This is a genomic window from Streptomyces hypolithicus (assembly GCF_052934925.1).
Genome location: NZ_CM128811.1, coordinates 446,505 through 466,871, shown reverse-complemented (window position 1 = coordinate 466,871; position 20,367 = coordinate 446,505). Strand labels below are relative to the sequence as shown.

The 20,367-nt window shown below is 70.9% G+C and carries 18 protein-coding genes and 3 pseudogenes; 10 read left to right on the top strand and 11 right to left on the bottom strand.

Annotation, left to right across the window (positions count from 1 at the left end):
* Nucleotides 1-81: 81 nt before the first annotated feature.
* The 8 genes and pseudogenes from ACU6WZ_RS02320 to ACU6WZ_RS02285 form a co-directional block, all read right to left on the bottom strand.
* Nucleotides 82-420: pseudogene (locus tag ACU6WZ_RS02320) on the bottom strand (SDR family NAD(P)-dependent oxidoreductase); the annotation flags it as partial.
* Nucleotides 372-896: pseudogene (locus tag ACU6WZ_RS02315) on the bottom strand (SDR family NAD(P)-dependent oxidoreductase); the annotation flags it as partial. The pseudogenes ACU6WZ_RS02320 and ACU6WZ_RS02315, both read right to left, overlap by 49 nt.
* A gap of 275 nt (nt 897-1,171) precedes the next feature.
* Nucleotides 1,172-2,635, bottom strand: a complete 1,464-nt coding sequence (locus ACU6WZ_RS02310; RefSeq protein WP_447031441.1) for a 3-hydroxybutyrate oligomer hydrolase family protein — start codon at nt 2,633-2,635, stop codon at nt 1,172-1,174.
* Nucleotides 2,636-2,911: 276 nt separating this feature from the next.
* Nucleotides 2,912-3,172 (bottom strand): annotated as a pseudogene (locus ACU6WZ_RS02305) (extracellular catalytic domain type 1 short-chain-length polyhydroxyalkanoate depolymerase); the annotation flags it as partial.
* A gap of 117 nt (nt 3,173-3,289) precedes the next feature.
* Nucleotides 3,290-3,949 carry a CoA transferase subunit B gene (locus tag ACU6WZ_RS02300; RefSeq protein ID WP_447031440.1) on the bottom strand — a complete coding sequence of 220 codons (660 nt, stop codon included), beginning with the start codon at nt 3,947-3,949 and terminating at the stop codon, nt 3,290-3,292.
* A 1-nt stretch (nt 3,950) separates the two neighbouring features.
* The gene (locus ACU6WZ_RS02295; RefSeq protein WP_447031439.1) at nt 3,951-4,733 is read right to left on the bottom strand and encodes a CoA transferase subunit A; all 783 of its coding nucleotides are present in this window, start codon (nt 4,731-4,733) and stop codon (nt 3,951-3,953) included.
* 323 nt (nt 4,734-5,056) lie between these two features.
* On the bottom strand, nt 5,057-5,902 hold the full coding sequence (locus ACU6WZ_RS02290; RefSeq protein WP_447031438.1) for an alpha/beta fold hydrolase: 846 nt from the start codon (nt 5,900-5,902) through the stop codon (nt 5,057-5,059).
* A complete protein-coding gene (locus ACU6WZ_RS02285) occupies nt 5,899-6,903 on the bottom strand; it encodes a Gfo/Idh/MocA family protein (protein WP_447031437.1) in 1,005 nt (334 codons plus the stop codon). Before ACU6WZ_RS02285 ends, ACU6WZ_RS02290 begins: the two co-directional genes overlap by 4 nt.
* A 110-nt stretch (nt 6,904-7,013) precedes the next feature.
* Between ACU6WZ_RS02285 and ACU6WZ_RS02280 the strand changes: the two genes are divergently transcribed.
* The 10 genes from ACU6WZ_RS02280 to ACU6WZ_RS02235 all read left to right on the top strand — a co-directional run bounded on the left by ACU6WZ_RS02280 (nt 7,014) and on the right by ACU6WZ_RS02235 (nt 16,131).
* Complete coding sequence (locus ACU6WZ_RS02280) at nt 7,014-7,778, top strand: GntR family transcriptional regulator (protein WP_447031436.1); 765 nt, start codon at nt 7,014-7,016, stop codon at nt 7,776-7,778.
* 117 nt (nt 7,779-7,895) lie between these two features.
* On the top strand, nt 7,896-8,918 hold the full coding sequence (locus ACU6WZ_RS02275; protein ID WP_447031435.1) for a sugar ABC transporter substrate-binding protein: 1,023 nt from the start codon (nt 7,896-7,898) through the stop codon (nt 8,916-8,918).
* Nucleotides 8,915-9,988 carry an ABC transporter permease gene (locus ACU6WZ_RS02270; protein ID WP_447031434.1) on the top strand — a complete coding sequence of 358 codons (1,074 nt, stop codon included), beginning with the start codon at nt 8,915-8,917 and terminating at the stop codon, nt 9,986-9,988. The genes ACU6WZ_RS02275 and ACU6WZ_RS02270 overlap by 4 nt, the downstream gene beginning before the upstream one ends.
* Nucleotides 9,955-10,803 carry an ATP-binding cassette domain-containing protein gene (locus ACU6WZ_RS02265; protein WP_447031432.1) on the top strand — a complete coding sequence of 283 codons (849 nt, stop codon included), beginning with the start codon at nt 9,955-9,957 and terminating at the stop codon, nt 10,801-10,803. Before ACU6WZ_RS02270 ends, ACU6WZ_RS02265 begins: the two co-directional genes overlap by 34 nt.
* Before the next feature lie 112 nt (nt 10,804-10,915).
* Nucleotides 10,916-12,067: an ROK family glucokinase gene (locus tag ACU6WZ_RS02260; protein WP_447031431.1), complete on the top strand. Its 1,152-nt coding sequence runs from the start codon at nt 10,916-10,918 to the stop codon at nt 12,065-12,067.
* Complete coding sequence (locus ACU6WZ_RS02255) at nt 12,064-12,645, top strand: hypothetical protein (RefSeq protein WP_447031430.1); 582 nt, start codon at nt 12,064-12,066, stop codon at nt 12,643-12,645. Before ACU6WZ_RS02260 ends, ACU6WZ_RS02255 begins: the two co-directional genes overlap by 4 nt.
* A 60-nt stretch (nt 12,646-12,705) precedes the next feature.
* Nucleotides 12,706-14,109 (top strand): bifunctional 3-oxoadipate enol-lactonase/4-carboxymuconolactone decarboxylase PcaDC, encoded by a 1,404-nt coding sequence (gene pcaDC / locus ACU6WZ_RS02250; protein ID WP_447031429.1) that lies wholly within the window; start codon nt 12,706-12,708, stop codon nt 14,107-14,109.
* A 47-nt stretch (nt 14,110-14,156) separates the two neighbouring features.
* The gene (locus ACU6WZ_RS02245) at nt 14,157-14,789 is read left to right on the top strand and encodes an MBL fold metallo-hydrolase (protein ID WP_447031428.1); all 633 of its coding nucleotides are present in this window, start codon (nt 14,157-14,159) and stop codon (nt 14,787-14,789) included.
* A 30-nt stretch (nt 14,790-14,819) separates the two neighbouring features.
* Nucleotides 14,820-15,599, top strand: coding sequence for an exodeoxyribonuclease III (locus ACU6WZ_RS02240; RefSeq protein WP_447031426.1), 780 nt, complete (start codon nt 14,820-14,822; stop codon nt 15,597-15,599).
* Nucleotides 15,600-15,678: 79 nt separating this feature from the next.
* On the top strand, nt 15,679-16,131 hold the full coding sequence (locus ACU6WZ_RS02235) for a DUF6278 family protein (RefSeq protein ID WP_447031425.1): 453 nt from the start codon (nt 15,679-15,681) through the stop codon (nt 16,129-16,131).
* Nucleotides 16,132-16,467: 336 nt separating this feature from the next.
* On the opposite strand, the gene ACU6WZ_RS02230 is transcribed toward ACU6WZ_RS02235, so the two are convergent.
* The 3 genes from ACU6WZ_RS02230 to ACU6WZ_RS02220 all read right to left on the bottom strand — a co-directional run bounded on the left by ACU6WZ_RS02230 (nt 16,468) and on the right by ACU6WZ_RS02220 (nt 20,316).
* Nucleotides 16,468-18,087 carry an alpha/beta fold hydrolase gene (locus tag ACU6WZ_RS02230; RefSeq protein ID WP_447031424.1) on the bottom strand — a complete coding sequence of 540 codons (1,620 nt, stop codon included), beginning with the start codon at nt 18,085-18,087 and terminating at the stop codon, nt 16,468-16,470.
* A gap of 148 nt (nt 18,088-18,235) precedes the next feature.
* The gene (locus tag ACU6WZ_RS02225) at nt 18,236-19,402 is read right to left on the bottom strand and encodes a L,D-transpeptidase (protein ID WP_447031423.1); all 1,167 of its coding nucleotides are present in this window, start codon (nt 19,400-19,402) and stop codon (nt 18,236-18,238) included.
* 158 nt (nt 19,403-19,560) lie between these two features.
* Nucleotides 19,561-20,316 carry a hypothetical protein gene (locus ACU6WZ_RS02220; RefSeq protein ID WP_447031422.1) on the bottom strand — a complete coding sequence of 252 codons (756 nt, stop codon included), beginning with the start codon at nt 20,314-20,316 and terminating at the stop codon, nt 19,561-19,563.
* Between the last annotated feature and the right edge of the window lie 51 nt (nt 20,317-20,367).

Here is a 20,367-nt window from a genome sequence, read left to right as displayed (position 1 = left end):
GCGGAGTGCGCCGGGACGCGACGGCCACGGTGCACTCCGCCCCTACCGGGGCCTGCCGGGGCCTGCCGGGGCCCGTCCGGCTCACGCCGCGTGGCCGCCGCCGACCAGGATCTCCGCCCCGGTGACGTACGCCGCGTCGTCGCTCGCCAAGTAGGCGACCATGGAGGCGACTTCGTCCGGGACGCCGAAGCGGCCCAACGCCGTCATCTCGCTCTGCGGGCCCGCGTACGGGCCGCCCGCCGGGTTCATGTCCGTGTCGATCGGGCCCGGGTGGACGAGGTTCGCGGTGATGCCCCGGCCGCCCAGCTCGCGGGCGAGGGCCTTCGTCAGGCCGGTGAGCGCCGCCTTGCTCGTCGCGTACAGCGTCCCGCCGGGGCCCGGTACGTACCGCACCATGCAGCTGCCGGTGGAGATGATCCTGCGAGGGCGGCGACCTTGCTGAGCCCCTCAAGGCCGTGCTTGGCCGCCACGTAGGCGGACTTGAAGGCGCTGGCCCGCAGGCCGTGCATGCTGGAGACGTTGACCATACGGCCCCAGCCGCCCGCGTACATGTGCGGCAGGCAGCGCTGCATCAGCAGGAACGGCGCGGTGAGCATCACCTTCTGGATCAGTTCGAAACGGTCCGCCGGGAAGTCCTCGATGGGCGCCACGTGCTGGAGTCCGGCGTTGTTGACCAGGATGTCCACGTCGGTCGGCAGAGTGCTGATCGCCTCGGCGTCGGCGAGGTCCACGGCGTGGGCGACGCCGCCGGTCGCGGCGGCGACGGCCTTGGCGGCGTCGGCGTCACGGTCGACCACGTGCACCAGCGCGCCGGCCTCGGCGAGGGCCTCGGCACACGCGCGTCCGATGCCGCTCCCACCGCCGGTGACCAGGGCGCTGCGCCCTCTGAGGTCCACGCCTGCGGCACCCGGTGTGAAGGTTTCGGGGCCTGCGTGAATGTGGCTCGTCATGGCCGGAACGCTAGAGACACCTGGCCGGACATCCCATGTCACGAAACACCACAGTGCGAGCGTCATGAGTGGCCCAGTCCCCCACCCATGTGACAGTGGGTGATGTTTTGGGGGCGGTGAGGCAGGAGTGGCGGCCGCAGAGGTCGTCAGTCGTCACCACATGGAAACAGGGCCCTCTTTCGAGGGCCCTGCGGGGTGGCGGGTGTTGGTGTGCGCGACCGCTACGAGTCCAGCGGGCACCGGGTCAGCAACGTGGCGGGATCCGCCCCCTCGGGCATGGCCAGGGTGCGGCTGGACGGCGGCCGCTTGCCGTCGTCGAGCCAGCGCTCCAGCGCGATCGTCGCGGAGCGGTGGCAGGGCACCAGGGGGCGCAGCTTGTCGGGGAAGGTGTCGTAGAGCGGGTCGACGTGGGTGCCGGCCTCGACTCGGTAGTAACGGTGCAGCGAGCCGCGGCCCTCACGGCGCACCATCTGCGCGTAGACGTCGGAGCTCTTGGCTATCGGCAGCAGCACGTCGAGCGTGCCGTGGAAGGAGACCAGGGGCTTGCCGATCCGGCCGGTCAGCGCGATCTTCGCCACGGCCTCGCGGACCTCGTCCGGCCGGGAGGCGTAGTCGTAGTCGGCGTCGCAGGCGGGCGTTCCCGGTGAGCAGAAGGGGGTGCCGGCTTCGGTCGCGCCGTCGTACGCCGGATCCAGCTCCTCTCGGTAGATGCGCTGGGTCAGGTCCCAGTAGACCTGGTGGTGGAACGGCCAGAGGAACTCCGAGCCGGCCGGGAAGCCGGCGGCGGTCATCTCCCGGTGCGCGGCCTCGGCGCCCTCGCCGCCCCCCGCGTAAGTGGGGTAGGCGCGCAGGGCGGGCGGCAGGAAGTCGAGGAGGTTCGGCCCCTCGGTACGCCAGAGCGTGCCTTCCCAGTCCACCCCGCCGTCGTACAGCTCCGGGTGATTCTCCAGCTGCCAGCGCACCAGGTAGCCGCCGTTGGACATCCCCATGGCGAGGGTCCGCCGCGCCGGCCGGTGGTATCGCTGGAGGACCACCAGGCGCGCTGCCCGGGTGAGTTGGGTGACCCGCTTGTTCCACTCGGTGATGGCCTCACCGGGGGCGGAGCCGTCGCGGTGGAAGGCGGCGCCGGTGTTGCCCTTGTCGGTGGCGGCGAACGCGTAGCCCCGGGACAGCGCCCAGTCGCCGAAGGCCCGGTCGTTGGCGTACTGCTCGCGCAGGCCCGGCGTACCGGAGACGACGAGGCCGCCGTTCCAGCGGTCGGGCAGCCGGATGACGAACTGGGAATCGTGGGCCCAGCCGTGGTTGGTGTTCGTGGTGGACGAGTCGGGGAAGTAGCCGTCGATCTGGATGCCCGGCACGCCGTTCGGCGTGGCCAGGCCCTTGGGTGTCAGGCCCGCCCAGTCGGCCGGGTCCGTGTGGCCGGAAGCCACCGTGCCGGCCGTCGTCAACTCGTTCAGACAGGCGGCCTGTTGATGGGCCGCGCCGGGGACGACGACCGAGTCCATCCGGGTGCAGTGGCTCGGCCGGCCGCCGGCCTGCTGCTCCGCGGCGGCGGGTGCCGCGGTCAGGGTCGTCAGCGCGGCGGCGGCGACGGCCGTGCCACGGATCCACCGGGCACGCACCGGGCCTCTGGGCGGACGGAGCGGCGGTGCGACGGGTGGGTCGAGCGGCGGGGCAAGTGGCATGGGCTGGACCTCCGTTGCGGGTGTACCTAGGCGTCGTCGTAGGCGTACTTAGGCGTACCTAGGCGTACGTAGGGCGTACGTACCGGGCGGCCGGACGCTACCGCGCCCCCGGGGACACCGGCAGAGCCGTCGACACCACAGTGGGATGCCCGGATGTGGTGGTCCATGCCATGCGGCGAGGGGGCGGAGACGTGCGGCGAGGGGGCGGAGACATGCCGCGGGGGCGGCCGTCGGACGGCCGCCCCCGCAACACGTTCTGATCAACCGTCCGACCGGTCAGGGACAGCTGCCGTCGGCGATGACGTAGTAGCCCGCCGGTGACTCCTTCAGGGTGTGGGTGACGAACGTGTTGTTGAGGCCCATGTTCTGGTTGGAGCCCTCGGCGTACGCGTAGCCGCCGCTGGTGGTGGCCCGGCCGGCGCGTACCTGCTCATAGTTGTTCGCCGTCCAGCAGGCCGGCGCCGCACCGGTGGTGACGGCGGTGATCTGGCCGGACCTGGCGCCCTCGACGCCGTTCGAGTCCCGGGCCGCCACGCTCCCAGTCAGTCCGCTTCGAAATGGTGAGGCGCCCCACAAGCCGGGCCTCGGCCAGGGGCTGTCACCTGTTGCGGGGTACTGTCCGCGGCTGCTATCGCGGGCACTTCCGCCGTTGCGTCAGATGGCGGCCGACGCCACGAGATCCCTGGCCACGGTCACGTCCGCGCCCGTCGCGGCACGCACCTGGTCCACCGTGACTCCGGGCGCCAGTTCGCTCAAGCGCAGGCCGTCGGCGGTGATGTCGAGCACCGCCAGGTCGGTGATCACCCGGTGCACCACGCCCCGGCCGGTGAGCGGCAGCGTGCAGGTGTCGACCAGCTTCGGCGACCCGTCCTTGGCCGTGTGGTCCATCAGTACGATCACCTGCCGGGCCCCGTGGACGAGGTCCATGGCCCCGCCCATTCCCTTGACCATCTTGCCGGGGACCACCCAGTTCGCCAGGTCACCGGCGGCCGACACCTGCATGGCGCCGAGGACCGCAACGTCGATGTGCCCGCCCCGGATCATCGCGAAGGAGAGCGCGGAGTCGAAGTACGACGCCCCGGGGAGCGTCGTCACCGTCTCCTTGCCCGCGTTGATCAGGTCGGGGTGCACCTCGTCGTCGCCGGGGTACGGCCCCACGCCGAGGATCCCGTTCTCCGACTGGAGCACCACCTCGACGCCCTCGGGCAGGTAGTTGGGGATCAGGGTCGGCAGGCCGATGCCCAGGTTCACATAGGCGCCGTCGGTCAGTTCCCTCGCGGCACGGGCCGCCATCTGCTCACGCGTCAGAGCCATGTCAGACATTCCCTTCCTGGCGCGGACGCGTGGTGCGCCGCTCGATCCGCTTGGCGGCCGCGGGGTCGTCCGCGGAGACGCGAACCACCCGCTGCACGAAGACGCCGGGCAGGTGGATGTGGTCGGGGGCGAGTTCGCCCGGCTCGACGAGCTCCTCCACCTCGGCGATGGTGACGCGCCCGGCCATCGCGGCGAGCGGGTTGAAGTTGCGGGCCGACGAGTGGAACATCAGGTTCCCGTGCCGGTCTCCGACAGCCGCCCGAACCAGGGCCACATCGGTGGTGATGCCCTCCTCCAGGAGGTACTCGAGCCCCCCGAAGGTACGGGTCTCCTTCGGCGGCGAAGCGACCGCGACGCCGCCGTCCGGGCCGTAACGCCAGGGCATTCCGCCTTCGGCGACCTGGGTGCCGACACCGGCGGGTGTGTAGAAGGCCGGTATGCCGGAGCCTCCGGCCCGCAGCCGCTCGGCGAGAGTGCCCTGCGGGACCAGTTCGACCTCCAGCTCACCGCTGAGGTACTGGCGGGCGAACTCCTTGTTCTCGCCCACGTACGAGCTGGTCATCCGGGATATACGCCCCTCGCGCAGGAGCAGGCCGAGACCCCAGTCGTCCACACCGCAGTTGTTGGACACCACCCGCAGGTCACCGACGCCCCGGACGAGCAGGGCGTCGATCAGCACACTGGGGATTCCGCACAGCCCGAAGCCGCCGACGGCCAGGGACGCCCCCTGGGCGATGTCCGCGACCGCGTCGGCCGCCCGGGCGACCACCTTGTCCACACTCATCCGAAGGCCCCTCGCTCTGATGCTCCTCGGGCGCCGGACCCGCCTGACACGGGTGCGCCGTCGCATCGACTCGCACGAGACTAGGAACCGTAAGCCGCAAAAAACCATGGCGGCCGACCACACAACCTGGCCGTCCCTCATGTCTAAGCACCCCAGGTGCTCATGAGTGCACCCGCAGGTGACGCGGCGGAGCAGCCGCCTCTGCGACCCGCCCGGCGGGTAAAGGCGACACACGCAGGGTGTCCCGTGTCCGGGTCGCCTCCCACGTGGCGCCGCCGCACATGTCACGCCGGGTCGCGTCCCACGTGGCGGCGCCGCACATGTCACCGCCGGGAAGGGGCGACCGCCGCCACGAACGCGGCCGGGTCTTCCGCCCACGGCACATGGCCCGCCCCCGCGAGAACCACCCGCTCCACCTGCGGCAGGGCCTGCTCCAGGGAGTCGACCGCCGCCCGCGGCCGGATGTCCTGCGCCCCGTCCACGATCACCACCGGCATCCGCAGCGCCCCGCACGCCACCCGGAGCTGATGCTCGCCCATCGACCGCGTCTCGGCGTTGAGCGCCTCGCCGCACTCGGAGTTGACCCCGAGCCAGGGCGTCGCCATCCGCTCGGCCAGCATGCGGGCCCGGTCGCGGTCCGGCCCCGCGAAGTCCGCCGACCACTGGAGCACGTACATCTCCCGCTCCTGCGCGTCCGTACGCCGTCCCAGTGCTCTCAGCTCCTGCCACCGCGCCAGTCCGGCACCTATCGCCGCCTGCCGGTTGTGCCTGAACTCAGGCTGCCAGACGGAGTCGGGACCTATCCCGGTGCCGGACACGTACACCAGCCGCGTCACCCGCTCCGGATGCGCCAGCGCGTAGTGCAGGGCGAGCCGCGCGCCCCAGGAGTGACCCAGCAGCGTCACCGTATCCAGCCCGAAGTGGCGGCGTACCGCGTCGAGGTCGGCGACCGAACCCGCCACCGAGTACGGCCCCCGCGCCGCCCGGTCGGAGCGGCCGCAGCCGCGCTGGTCCCACCGGTAGACCGTGGCGCGGTCCGCCAGCAGCGCGGCCACGTCCTCCAGCGTGTCCCACAGGCCAGGACCGCCGTGGCACAGGACCACCGGGTCGCCGCCGTCGCCCGATCGCTGCGCCCACAGGCGCACCCCGTCGTCCGTTTCGAGCGTCATGACGAGGGGATCTCCTCCATCCGCACCGGCCGCCGCTCCCGCCGCGAGCGTTCGCACGCCTCCGCGATCCGCAGCGCGTGCAGCGCCTCCCGGCCGTCGCACGGATTCTCCCGCTCGCCGAGGACGACCCGTACGAAGGCATCCAGCTCCGCCTCGTACGCCGGCGCGAACCGCTCCAGGAACCCCGGCCACGGCCGCGCGCAGGCGGGCGGCCCCTTCGGCTCGGTCGACGTGATCGGCGTACGGTCGTCGAGACCGACCGACACCTGGTCGAGGTCGCCGGCCAGCTCCATCCGTACGTCGTAGCCGGCGCCGTTGCAGCGGGCCGCAGTGGCGGTGGCCAGCGTCCCGTCGTCGAGGGTGAGGACGGCCGCCGCCGTGTCGATGTCGCCCGCCTCGCGGAACATCGCGGGCCCCCCGTCGGCCCCCACGGCGTACACCTCGGCCACCTCACGGCCGGTGACCCAGCGCAGCATGTCGAAGTCGTGGACCAGGCAGTCCCGGTAGAGCCCGCCGGACAGCGGCAGATACGCGGCCGGCGGCGGCGCGGGGTCGGAGGTCGTAGCCCGCACGGTGTGCAGCCGGCCGAGGCTTCCCGACCGTACGAGCTCGCGCGCGGTCGTGTACCCGGCGTCGAAGCGGCGCATGAAGCCGAGCTGGAGGACACTGCCCGCCACTTCGACCTCGCGCAGCGCTCCCAGCGTCCCCGCCAGGTCGAGCGCGATCGGTTTCTCGCAGAACACCGGCAACCCGGCCCGCGCAGCCCGGCCGATCAGCTCCGCGTGCGCCGAGGTGGCCGAGGCGATCACGACGGCGTCCACGCCCCAGGCGAAGATCTCGTCGACCGAGGGGGCGGCCGTCGCACCGAGCCGGTCCGCGACCGCGACGGCCCGCGCCGCATCGGTGTCCGCGACGAGCAGGGCACCCACTTCGCGATGCCGGCTGAGTACGCCGGCGTGGAAAGAACCGATACGTCCCGTGCCGATGAGTCCGATGCGCATGGCCCCAAAGTTGCGCCAGGGCCACCGCACTGTCAAGGCTTTGTCCGGACAACCGGACGACCGGACTACAGGACTTCCAGAGGTCATTACCTGGGGTTACGCTCAACGGCGTGTCGAAACCCGCCGCTGATCCCACGATCTCCCTCCAGCTCGGCGTGGACCGCAACAGCCCGGTCCCGCTGTACTTCCAGCTCGCGCAGCAACTGGAGGCGGCGATCGAGAAAGGCAGAATCGCCCCCGGAAGTCTGCTCGGCAACGAGATCGAACTGGCCGGACGTCTCGGCCTGTCCCGCCCCACCGTCCGCCAGGCCATCCAGTCCCTCGTCGACAAGGGCCTGCTGGTCCGCCGCCGCGGCGTCGGCACCCAGGTCGTGCACAGCCAGGTCAAGCGCCCCCTGGAACTGAGCAGCCTGTACGACGACCTCGAAGCCGCCGGCCAGCTGCCCGCGACCACGGTCCTGCGCAACACCGTCGAACCGGCCGGCACCGAGGTCGCGGCGGCGCTCGCGGTGGCCGAAGGCAGCGACGTACACCTGGTGGAGCGGCTGCGTCTCGCGCACGGCGAACCCGTCGCTGTCCTGCGCAACCACCTGCCCACCGCGCTGCTCGCCCTCCACACCGAGCACCTGGAGGCGACCGGCCTCTACCGGATGATGCGCGCCGCCGGAATCACCCTGCACAGCGCCCGCCAGTCGGTCGGCGCGCGCGCCGCCGGGGCCGAGGAGGCGCGGCAACTGGGGGAGGAGCGGGGGGCGCCGCTGCTGACGATGCGGCGGACGACGTTCGACGACACGGGGCGGGCGGTCGAGTTCGGCTCGCACATCTACCGGGCGTCGCGGTACGCCTTCGAGTTCCAGCTGCTCGTCAGGCCGTAGCACTCCCTCCAGGACCTGCCGGGACGCGCCGGACCGCACTCGGGGATACTTGGTCGGCCGGGGACGGACTGAACGATCCCCGGGACGCGTCGAGGAGTACGAGAAGGGCACTACGTCGTGGCAACGGTTCGGACAGGGGTACGCGCACTGGGCGCGGTGCTGGCGGTGGTGCTCGGAGCTTCCCTGGCGGGGTGCAGCGCCACGGGCGGCAAGCGTGCCGAGGAACGGGCCGAGCAGGCCGGTGCCGGGGGCAGGGCCGTGGTGACCACCCCGCGCTGGACCGTCGCCATGGTGACCCACTCGGGCGACGGCGACACGTTCTGGGACATCGTCCAGAAGGGCGCCAGGCAGGCCGCCGCCAAGGACAACATCAACTTCCTGTACGCCAAGAGCGACGAGGGCCAGCAGCAGGCCCAGCTGGTCGACAGCTACGTCGACAAGAAGGTCGACGGGCTGATCGTCACGCTCGCCAAGCCCGACGCGATGAAGGCGGCCGTCGCCAGGGCCACCAAGGCCGGCATCCCCGTGATCACCGTCAACTCCGGCTCCGCCGAGTCCAAGAAGTTCGGCGCCCTCACCCACATCGGCCAGGACGAGACGATCGCCGGCGAGGCTGTCGGCCAGGAACTGTCCGGGCGCGGCCGCAAGAAGGCCCTGTGCGTCCTGCACGAGCAGGGCAACGTCGGCCACGAGCAGCGCTGCGCCGGCGCGAAGAAGACCTTCGACGGCGAGCTGCAGAATCTCTATGTCGACGGCACGAACATGCCCGACGTACAGGCCTCGATCGAGGCGAAGCTGCAGTCCGCCAAGTCCGCCAGGGAATTCGACGCCGTCGTAACCCTCGGCGCCCCCTTCGCGGACGCCGCCCTGCAGGCGAAGGAGCAGGCCGGCAGCGACGCCGAGGTCGACACCTTCGACCTCAACCCCAAGGTCGCCGCCGCGCTCCGCAGCGACACCCTGGGTTTCGCCGTCGACCAGCAGCCCTACCTCCAGGGCTACCAGGCCGTGGACCTGCTGTGGCTCTACAAGTACAACGCCGACGTGCTCGGCGGCGGCAAGCCGGTGCTCACCGGCCCGCAGATCGTCAGTAAGAACGACGCGGCCGAGCTGGAGGAGTACACGAAGCGGGGCACCCGATGACCGCCACCGCACCGGCGCCCTCCCCGGCGCCCGCCCCCGGCGCAGAGGCGCCCGCCGACGAGCGGCTGCTGCGGACGTCGCTGCTGCGCAGGCTCCTGGGCCGCCCCGAGCTGGGCTCGGTGGTCGGCGCCCTCGCCGTGTTCCTCTTCTTCGCGATCGCCGCGGACAGCTTCCTGCGCGTGTCCAGCTTCGGCACGGTCCTCTACGCGGCCTCCGTGATCGGCATCATGGCCGTCCCGGTCGCCCTGCTGATGATCGGCGGCGAGTTCGACCTGTCGGCCGGTGTGCTGGTGACCAGCTCCGCACTGCTCTCCTCCATGTTCAGCTACCAGATGACGGCCAACGTCTGGGTCGGCGTCCTCGTGTCGCTGCTGGTGACGCTCGCCCTCAGCGCGTTCAACGGCCTCATGCTGGCCCGCACCAAACTCCCGAGCTTCATCATCACGCTCGGTACGTTCCTGATGCTGACCGGCCTCAACCTGGGCCTCACCAAGATGATCAGCGGCACCGTGTCGACGAAGACGATCGCCGACATGGAGGGCTTCGCCTCCGCCAAGGCGCTGTTCGCCTCCCAGTGGAAGATCGGGGAGTTCAACTTCCGGGTCACCATCCTGTGGTGGGCCGCCCTGGTGGCCGTCGCCACCTGGATCCTGCTGCGCACCCGCGCCGGCAACTGGATCTTCGCGGTCGGCGGCGGCAAGGACGCGGCCCGCGCGGTCGGCGTCCCCGTCAACAAGACCAAGACCGGGCTATACCTGGGTGTCGGCCTCGGCGCCTGGATCTCCGGCCAGCACCTGCTCTTCTCGTACGACGTCGTGCAGTCCGGCGAGGGCGTCGGCAACGAACTGATCTACATCATCGCGGCCGTCATCGGCGGCTGCCTGATCACCGGCGGCTACGGCTCCGCGGTCGGCTCCGCCGTCGGGGCGTTCATCTTCGGCATGACCAGCAAGGGCATCGTGTACGCCGAGTGGAACCCGGACTGGTTCAAGTTCTTCCTCGGAGCGATGCTCCTTCTGGCCACCCTGCTCAACGCATGGGTACGCAAGCGCGCGGAGGCGACGAAATGACGGCAGCCCTCGTCGAGCTGGACGACGTCAGTAAGTACTACGGCAACATCAGAGCCCTGGAAGGCGTCTGTCTGGAAGTGCACGCGGGCGAGATCACCTGCGTCCTCGGGGACAACGGCGCCGGCAAGTCCACCCTTATCAAGATCATCTCGGGGCTGCACCAGCACGACGCCGGCACCTTCTCGATCGACGGCGAGCACCGGCGCCTGGCGAACCCGCGCGACGCACTGGACCTCGGCATCGCCACCGTCTACCAGGATCTGGCCGTCGTGCCCCTGATGCCGGTGTGGCGGAACTTCTTCCTCGGCTCCGAACCGACCAGGGGCGCCGGGCCCTTCAAGCGGCTCGACGTCGCCCTGATGCGCGAGACCACCCGCTCCGCGCTGCTGAGGATGGGCATCGACCTGCGCGACGTCGACCAGCCCATCGGCACGCTCTCGGGCGGCGAGCGCCAGTGCGTGGCCATCGCGCGCGCCATCCACTTCGGCGCGAAGGTGCTGGTCCTGGACGAGCCGACCGCCGCGCTCGGCGTCAAGCAGTCCGGTGTCGTACTGAAGTACGTCGCGGCCGCGCGTGACGCGGGTCTCGGTGTCGTCCTCATCACGCACAACCCCCACCACGCTTACCTCGTAGGCGACCGTTTCGTGCTCCTCAAGCGCGGCACGATGTCCGGCAGCCACGCCCGGGACGAGATCACTCTCGACGAGCTCACCCGGCAGATGGCGGGCGGCAGCGAGCTGGAGGAACTCACCCACGAACTCGAACGCGCACCGTCCCCGCCGCACCCGGGAACCGCAAGCCCTTCCGGCGACTAGGACAACGCCCGCAGGGCGTCGGGGCCCGCGGCCCTGCGGCACCGCACCCCCACCGCACGCAATGGCAGAATCGGTGCCTGACCGCCACCGCACCCACGACCCCGCAGGGGACATGAGCACGTACCGAGACTTCGCGCACCGCGGCTCCGCCCGCGCCACCGTCCTGAAGACGGTCGGCACCCGCGAGCGGCGCTCGCACCTCAGCGCCCCGCGCGTGCCCACCGTCGGCATCGACATCGGCGGTACGAAGGTGATGGCCGGCGTCGTCGACGCGGACGGCATCATCCTGGAGAAGCTCCGCACCGAGACCCCGGACAAGTCCAAGAGCCCCAAGGTCGTCGAGGACACCATCGTCGAGCTGGTACTCGACCTGTCCGACCGGCACGACGTCCACGCGGTGGGCATCGGCGCGGCCGGCTGGGTCGACGCCGACCGCTCCACCGTGCTCTTCGCCCCCCACCTGGCCTGGCGCAACGAACCACTGCGCGACGCGATCTCCGCCCGCCTCGCGGTGCCCGTCCTGGTCGACAACGACGCCAACACCGCCGCCTGGGCGGAATGGCGCTTCGGCGCCGGCCGGGGCGAGGACCATCTCGTCATGATCACGCTCGGCACCGGCATCGGCGGCGCGATCCTCGAGGACGGCCAGGTCAAACGCGGCAAGTACGGCGTCGCGGGCGAGTTCGGCCATATGCAGGTCGTCCCGGGCGGCCACCGCTGCCCGTGCGGCAACCGCGGCTGCTGGGAGCAGTACAGCTCCGGCAACGCCCTGGTCCGCGAGGCCCGCGAACTCGCCGCCGCCGACTCCCCGGTCGCGTACAGCCTCATCGAGCGGGTCGGCGGCAACATCCCCGAGATCACCGGACCGCTCATCACCGAGCTGGCCCGCGAGGGCGACGCCATGTGTGTCGAGCTGCTCCAGGACATCGGCCAGTGGCTCGGAGTCGGCATCGCCAACCTCGCCGCCGCACTCGACCCGTCCTGCTTCGTCATCGGCGGCGGTGTCAGCGCCGCCGACGACCTCCTCATCGGGCCCGCCAGGGACGCCTTCAAGCGCCACCTCACCGGGCGCGGCTACCGCCCCGAGGCCCGCATCGCCAAGGCCCAGCTCGGCCCCGAGGCCGGTATGGTCGGCGCCGCCGACCTGGCCCGGCTCGTCGCGCGGCGTTTCCGCCGCGCCAACCGCCGCCGCCTGGAGCGCTACGAACGTTACGAGCGCTACGCCCAGGCCATCCGCACCACCACGCAGGGACCCCAGCAATGACCCCGTCCGTCCCCCACCCGACCGAGGCCCCCGAAGAGGGGGGCAAGCCCCCGGAGAACCGCCGGCACATGATCGTCCGTCGCTGGCTCACAGCGATCACCATCGTGCTGCTCATCGGCATCCCGGCCGGCTACCTGCTGATCTCCGCCGAGCAGAGCCGCGAGAGCGGCCGCGACAAGGCGAAAGTAGCCTCGGCCACCGGTCTCGTTGAGGGCTTTCCGTCCCGGATGACGCGTCGCATCTACGACGTGCCGATCCCGCACGCGGGCAAGGACGTCGCCTACTACGAGACCAACAACTGGAAGACCAGCAGGCTCTACGTCCAGTTCAGGACCGTCCCAGCGGACCTCGACTGGTTCCTGAACGACCTCGGCACCGACCGGTCCGCGTTCAAGGACGGCAAGATCACCATCAACGGGCGGGACGCCGGTGTCGCCGGCTGGACCTTCGGCCCCAACCGCTCCTGGAAGGGCGCCACGGTCAACCAGAAGGGGACCGCGCCCACCGTCGCCATCACGGTCGACGAGACCGACCCCAAGCGTCCGTTCGTCTACGTGGTCTCCACCGCGACACCTTGATTCCGCGGCCTCGTGACCCCGTGGGCACGGCCGGCTCCAGTGATGGCTAACCTGGAGCGAGTGAGCGAAGAGACGGAAATGAATTCCCCGCAGGCACCCCAGGCCCCGTTGGCGCAGGCCCCCCATGCACTGCAGGCGCCGGCCCCCCAGACACCGCACTCCCCGCAGCCGCCCCAGCCCCTGCAGTACCGGTTCGACGGCCCCGAGGACGCCCCCGTCCTCATCCTGGGCCCGTCGCTCGGGACGACCTGGCACATGTGGGATCGCCAGATACCGGAGCTGACCCGCCAGTGGCGCGTGTTCCGCTTCGACCTGCCGGGCCACGGCGGCGCCCCCGCCCACTCCGCCGGTACCGTCACCGAGCTCGCCGACCGCCTGCTGGCGACCCTCGGCTCCCTCGGCGTCCAGCGCTTCGGGTACGCCGGCTGCTCCATCGGCGGCGCGATCGGCGCCGACCTGGCGCTGCGCCACCCGGACCGGCTCGCCTCGCTGGGCCTGGTCGCCGCCTCCCCGAGGTTCGGCACCGCTGACGAGTTCCGTCAGCGCGGTGTGATCGTACGGACGAACGGCCTGGAGCCGATGGCGGCGACCGCGCCCGCCCGCTGGTTCACGCACGGCTTCGCCGCCGCCCAGCCCGCCATCGTCGAGTGGGCCGTGCAGATGGTCCGCACCACCGACCCTGGCTGCTACATCGCGGCCTGCGAGGCGCTGGCCGCCTTCGACATCCGGGCCGAGCTGGGCCGTATCGGCGTACCCACGCTCGTCCTCGTCGGCTCCGAGGACCAGGTCACCGGTCCCGCCGAGGCCCGCACCCTGGTCGCGGGCATCCCCGACGCCCGCCTCGCCCTGGTCCCCGGCGCCTCCCACCTGGCCCCGGTCGAGCAGCCGGCGGCCGTCACGGATCTGCTCGTACGGCACTTCTCCACCGCCTGGCAGGCCGCCGAGCCCGTAACGTCGGGGCTCCAGGCGATCCAGGCGCGGCCTTCATCGGACGCGGCGCCGGCGACCTCCGCCCCGGCGCACGCCGTCGCCGAGATCGGCCCGGCCGCCGAACCCGAGGCCGCACCCGAGGCGGGTCTGCGGGCCGATCCGTACGAGGCCGGGATCAAGGTCCGCCGCGAGGTCCTGGGCGACGCTCATGTGGACCGCACCCTCGCCGAGGCCGACGAGTTCACCGGCGACTTCCAGGAGCTGATCACCCGCTACGCCTGGGGCGAGGTGTGGACCAGGGACGGGCTCGACCGGCGCACCCGCAGCTGCGTCACCCTGACCGCGCTGGTCGCCGGCGGGCACCTGGGCGAACTGGCCTTCCACACCCGGGCCGCCCTGCGCAACGGCCTGACTCCGGCCGAGATCAAGGAAGTGCTGATCCAGACCGCCGTGTACTGCGGCGTTCCGGCCGCGAACGCGGCCTTCACGGTCGCCCGGAAGGTCATCCAGGAGGAAACGACCCCGCCCGCGTAGCGGCGTCGCAACCCCACGGCGGGGCCGGCCAGGAGGAGGATGAGGGTATGAAGCTCACCAAGAAGTCCCACGCCTGCATCCGGCTGGAGAAGGACGGGCGGACCCTTGTCGTCGACCCCGGCGCCTTCAGCGAGACGGACGCCGCGGTCGGCGCCGACGCCGTCCTGGTGACGCACGAACACCCGGATCACTTCGAGGAGAACCGGCTGCGGGCCGCCCTGGAGGCGAACCCCGGCGCCGAGATCTGGACCCTGCGCAGCGTCGCGGACCGGCTCTCGGCGGCCTTCCCCGGCCGGGTGCACACCGTCGGCCACGGTGACACCTTCACGGCCGCCGGGTTCGACGTCCAGGTCCACGGCGAGCTGCACGCCGTCATCCACCCGGACATCCCGCGGATCACCAACGTCGGTTATCTGGTGGACGGTTCGCTCTTTCACCCCGGCGACGCGCTCACCGTCCCCGGGCACCGAGTTGAGACGCTGATGCTGCCCGTGATGGCCCCGTGGTCGAAGATCTCGGAGGTCATCGACTACGTCCGCGAGGTGAAGCCCCGGCGGGCCATCGACATCCACGACGCGCTGCTCACCGACCTCGCCCGGCCGCTCTACGACGCACAGATCGGCGACCTGGCCGGGGCCGACCACAGCCGGCTGACGCCGGGCGACTCCACCGAACTGTGAGTGTCGTACCCCGCCGATAGGCTGTCTTCCATGCGTATCGCGACCTGGAACGTCAACTCGATCACCGCCCGGCTGCCCCGGCTGCTGGCCTGGCTGGAGAGCACCGGCACCGACGTGCTGTGCATCCAGGAGACCAAGACCACCGCCGAGGCCTTTCCCGCGGAGCAGCTTCGCGAGCTCGGTTACGAGTGCGCGGTCAACGCCACGGGCCGGTGGAACGGCGTGGCCGTGATCTCCAAGGCGGGTCTGCAGGACGTCGTCACGGGTCTGCCCGAAGGCCCCGACTTCGAGGGCGTCCAGGAGCCGCGGGCGATCTCCGCGACGTGCGGCCCGGTCCGGGTCTGGTCGGTGTACGTGCCGAACGGCCGCGAGGTCGCCCACGACCACTACGCGTACAAGCTGCGCTGGCTCGAAGCGCTCCACAGGGCCGTCGCCGGTGACGCCGTCGGGCAGCGGCCGTTCGCCGTCCTCGGTGACTACAACATCGCCCCCACCGACGACGACGTCTGGGACGCCTCCCTGTTCGCCGGAGCCACCCATGTCACCCCGGCGGAGCGGGCCGCGCTCGCCGCGCTGCGCGAGGCCGGCCTGTCCGACGTGGTGCCGCGCCCGCTCAAGTACGACCGTCCCTTCACCTACTGGGACTACCGCGAGCTGGGATTCCCCAAGAACCGGGGCATGCGCATCGACCTCGTGTACGGCAACGCCCCGTTCGCCGCCGCCGTCAAGGACAGCTACGTCGACCGTGAGGAGCGCAAGGGCAAGGGCGCTTCCGACCACGCGCCGGTCGTGGTGGACCTGGACGTGTGATGGCGCCGGCGGCGCGCCGCGCCGACGGATCCAGCGCGCCTGTGGTGCACGGGCATACGGGAATGGGAGGCTGAGTGGTATGAACATCCCCTTTCTGGACAACTGGCGCAAGCGCCACGGCCCCGCGCGTGGTGTCGCGGTGTTCACCTCCCACGGGGACGGCGCCGGAGGGGACGCGGAAGGCCTGGCCGAACTGCTTGCCGAGTGCGAGCTGTTGCGGGTCCGGGCGCAGGACGCCGGCTTCGAACTCGACGACTCCCCGGGCTCGTTGGGGGCCCTGGACCAGCTGATGCCGCGCTGGCGCGACGACCCGGAGGAGCTGCCCTGGCTGGGCAACGACGCGGGCCTCTACCTCGGCTCGGTGATCGTGCGTACGGTCCCCGGGGCCGCCTGGCACCTGTGGCCGAGCGGCCAGCCGGTCGTCCGGCTGGCCTCGGGCCGTGAGATCAACGTGGTCGAGGCCGGTCTGGACTGGGCGGTGGCCGGAGCACCCGAGCTCTCCCAGGTGTACGCGGAGGCGTCGGAGTTCTGAGCCGACCCCGAGTGGCCCCGACTCTTTCGTGCGCCTTTATGTCCTCTTTAGGCGTGTCGAGTGTGAAGTCCCTTATTGGGCTGGATAGTTTGCGCTGACCTCGACACAGCTGAGAGTGGGTAGGGCAGCGTATGGCCGTCGATCCGTTGATCGAGCTGCGTGACGTCAACAAGTACTGCTCTCCTGGTTCGCCCAGTGGGTGGCCGAACGGGAGATGCGCAACCCCGACCGAGGCCGTCGATGTCGGCCCGGCCGAGCCGGGGACGCTGCCGCCGGGCGTGCGGTAGGCCGCGCGCTGGTGCGAAGAGCAGATGCCTGCCCGGCAGCAGCCGGTGATCACTTGTCGCGCATCGGGACCGACACGTAGGACGGGTCGGACTCGGGCGAAGAGAAGGTCAGCTGCGCGCCGGACGGGTTGTGCTCGATGTAGAGCGGGTCGACGGTGTCGAACACCAGGGCCAGACGGTGGCCGGCCGGGACGTCGTAGGCGGTGGAGTACAGCTCCAGGTCGACGGGGAACGGCTTGCCGGGTGTCCGGTCGTGGAAGGTGTACGGCGCGTTGCTGACCAGCTTGCCGAGGCCGAGCGGGCCCACGTCGTAGAGGTAGGCGACGAGGGTGCCGCTCCCCTCGGTGCTGGAGACCGTCGTGTGGATCTTGGCGGTCCCCCGGACGCGCTGCGGGGCGGCGTACCACTCGGACTGCCAGACCGAGGCGTAACTGCGCGGCAGCAGCGGTACGGACGCCATCGGGGGCAGCTTCAGGAACTGGTCGAGAGCGTTGGAGAGCAGGACGATGCCGCCGTTGGCGCCCGAGTCGACGTTCGTACGTATGGTCTTCGTACCGCCCAGGTCGATCTTGCGCCGATCGGCGCCGACCGACTTCCAGTCGGGGTAGCCCTCGTAGGCCCCGCTGGAGCGCGACTTGAGCTGGACCGGCTGCTCGCGGTCGACGCCGTTGCCCTGGCCGGCGAGGTGGTGGTCGAACCAGCGCTGGGCGTTGGTCCACACGTCGTTCGGCAGACCGAGCAGGCCGGTTGCCTCGGCGGTGGCGTGGTCGCCCGGGCGGAACTCCAGGCGCTTGGGGCCGGTGAGCCGCTCGTAGAACTCCGCGTACTGGTTGGGCGGGAAGAGGGTGTCGCCCCACGCGTTGCCCAGCATGACGGCCGCGCCGTTCTCGTTGATCCGGTCGATGTAGGTGGCGGGGGAGCGGGACTTCCCCCAAGCGATCATGTCCTGCTCCTTGTCCAGGTTGGAGCCGAGGAAGTTTTTCATCGTCTGCTGGAGTTCGGGGCTCGGGCGGCCGGTGAGCTGCCCTGCGCCCATGAGCAGTTCCGCGGCCTGGCGGTGCTGGGTGCGGCCGCTGTAGATCGAGTCGATGAGGTCGGCCCAGCCGCTCAGCGCCACAACTGCCTTGATCCGCTTGTCGTGCGCGGAGGCGAGCAGGCTGATTCCGGCGCCGTACGAGACGCCCGCCATGCCCACCCTCTGCGGATCGGCAGGGGTGTGGGCCAGCGCCCAGTCGATGACCTTGGAAGCGTCGGCGATGTCCGGCGGGCCGGCGACCTCGATGTTGCCGCCGGACTGCCAGAAGCCGCGGGAGTTGTAACTGACGACGACATAACCGGAATCGGCGAGCTTCTTGGCCTGGGCGATGTATTCGATCTGCGGCACGGCCCAGCTGGTCGGCAGCACGATCACCGGGTACGTGCGGCTGCCGTCGGATCCCGCCGGGGTGAAGACGTTCGCCTTGAGTACGGTCCCGCCGTCGCCGGCGATGTCGACGAACCGTACGTCCGGGAGAGCCGTTGCCGCCGCCGCGGACGCCGCCGCGGGCTGCTGCGCCGGGGCGGCGGCGGCCTGGGTGGCGGGCGCGAGGCCGGTGGCGGTCCCGGCGAGCAGTGCGGCGGTTGCGGCGCCTGCCGCGGTGCCGCGCAGGGACTTGTGGGGGTGTCTCACGGGTCACTCCTCACTCGTGTCAGTGGAAAGTGACCCGACGGTAACCGCCATCACTTACTGGCGGTAACTCCTCGGTAAGTTACGTACGGGTAACGATTGTTGGACGGCTCGTCAGCAGCGGCGGCGTCAGCCGCTCAGCGGAAGCGGCTCAGCGCAGCGCGCTCTTCGCCTGCCAGTCGGCCCAGGACAGATTCCATTCGCCGTAACCGTTGCTGACGGCGACGGTGCCTTTGGCGTCGTCGCCGGTGATCTCGAACGGATCGCCGACCTGGGCCTGCCCGTACACGGACGACGCGTCGGTCTCGCTCATGCCGACACAGCCGGAGCTGTGGTTGGTGTTGCCGAAGTACGCGGAGTTCCAGGGTGCGGCGTGTGCGTACATCCCCGACCAGGTCAGGCGCATCGAGTAGTCGACCATCTTGTCGTAGGCGTCACCGAGGCCCACGGTCTCCGAGCGCATGTTGATCGTGCCCTCCTTGGACATCAGCACGGCCGTCCCACGCCAGGAGGCCTTGTCGCCGCCGGGGGTGCCGGCCGATATGGGGACGTCCTTGACCAGCTGCCCGTCGCGCATCAGCTTGAGGCGGTGGTTGTCGAGATCGACCTTGAAGGCCTGATCCACGCCAACGGTGAATCGCGTCGCGTAGTCGCGTACGAACCAGCCGCCGCCCGAGCCCGAGTCGAGGCCGTTCAGGTCCGCCTTCAGGGACACCTTCGTGCCCGGCTTCCAGTACTCCTCGGGGCGCCAGTCGACGCGGTCCTTGCCGGAGTAGTCCCGCATCCAGCCCCAGGAGCCCTTGGTGGCGTTCGAGGTGGTGACCTTGAGCTGCCTCTCGACGGCCGCCTTGTTCTTGACGGGGTGGTCGAAAACGACCGAGAGCGGCTGGGCGACGCCGACCGTGGTGTTCTTGCCGGGTGCCAGCGACAGCTTGTTGACCTTGTCCGGGTCGGCGGTGGTGAAGCCGGCCTTCGCGCTGACGCCGCCGCTGTCCACGGCGCTGACGGAGTACGTGGTGCCCGGGGCGGCCGCTCGGCCGGAGGTCCAGGACGTACCGTCGGCGGACATCCTCCCCGCGAGCTTCCCGCCCTTCGAGTCGCTCACCGTGACCTGCTTCAGCGTGCCGACCTCGACCTTCACCCGAACAGGCTGTCCGGCCTCGGCCTGCCTGCCGCGAAGGTTCACCGATATCTCGGCCCGCTCGGCGGCCGGCTGCCCCGCGCCGCTCTGGGCGGCCCCGCCGCCGGAACACGCCGCGAGCGTGACGGTGAGCGCCGGTGCGGCGACGAGCAGGGGGCGCTTGCGTATGCGGCTCAACTGGAAAACCTCCCGTGCGATGTCTGTCGCCCGGTGAGAGCCGTTCCGCTGCTGCCGGGTTGCCCGGCAGGCAGTACATTCGCTCCCTTTGTGGTGTGACAAATGCCGCAGAAGGAGGCACCGCCAGGCCGAACCCGCCTGCTCAGCCAGCAGCGTGCTCAGCCGGCAGCCTGGTCAGCCGCGTCGACGGCCGGCGCCGGTGAGGGGAGCGGGGCGTGGGCGGCGCGGGTCACGTCGGCCACCAGTTCAACGATGTCCGGACCGTACGCGTGCGAGTTGATGACCTTCAACAGCAGACAGAAGGAGCCCCTTCCGTGCTTGCGGGCCAGCTTCTCGTGATGGCGAGTGAGATAGCGGGTCGCCGCCTGGTTGGTGATCGCCCGCTGGCCGCAGAAGAGGAAGACGGGTCTCGCGTCCTGACCGGCGGTCAGCCGCGCGAGCAGGACGTACTCGGACACGCCGGCCTCCAGCCGGTAGCGCTCGCTGCCGATCTGGAAGGCGGTGCGGTCGGGTCCCGGCTCGGCATCGGTGTTGATCCGGACGCCGGGCAGCAGGGATTGCAGGTGGGCCGCCGTCCGGCGATTCGACCCCGGGCCGCCGACGCAGAACTCGGTGCGCTCGCCGAAGCCCTGCTGTATCACGTCGTGGGACAGGATCTGCGCATGCGCCCCGCAGTCCTTGATCACGGCGGCGAGCTCAAGGAGCGCGAAGACGTCGTACCGGTGCACCGCGCCGTCGCCGCCCGGCTCGCGGTTGACGACGAGCAACGACTCGGAGCCCCGGGGCAGCCCCAGGAAGGCCTGCCTGCGGCGCAGCTTGCGACGCCACAGATAGCTGCGGGCGAGCCAGCCCAGGGAGGTGCTGATTCCGGCCGCGATCACGCCCAGCACGATGTTGCGCACGTCGTCCGTCATGGGGCGGCATGCTAGCGGTCCGACGCACCGGTGCTCGAGGAGGTCCTGACG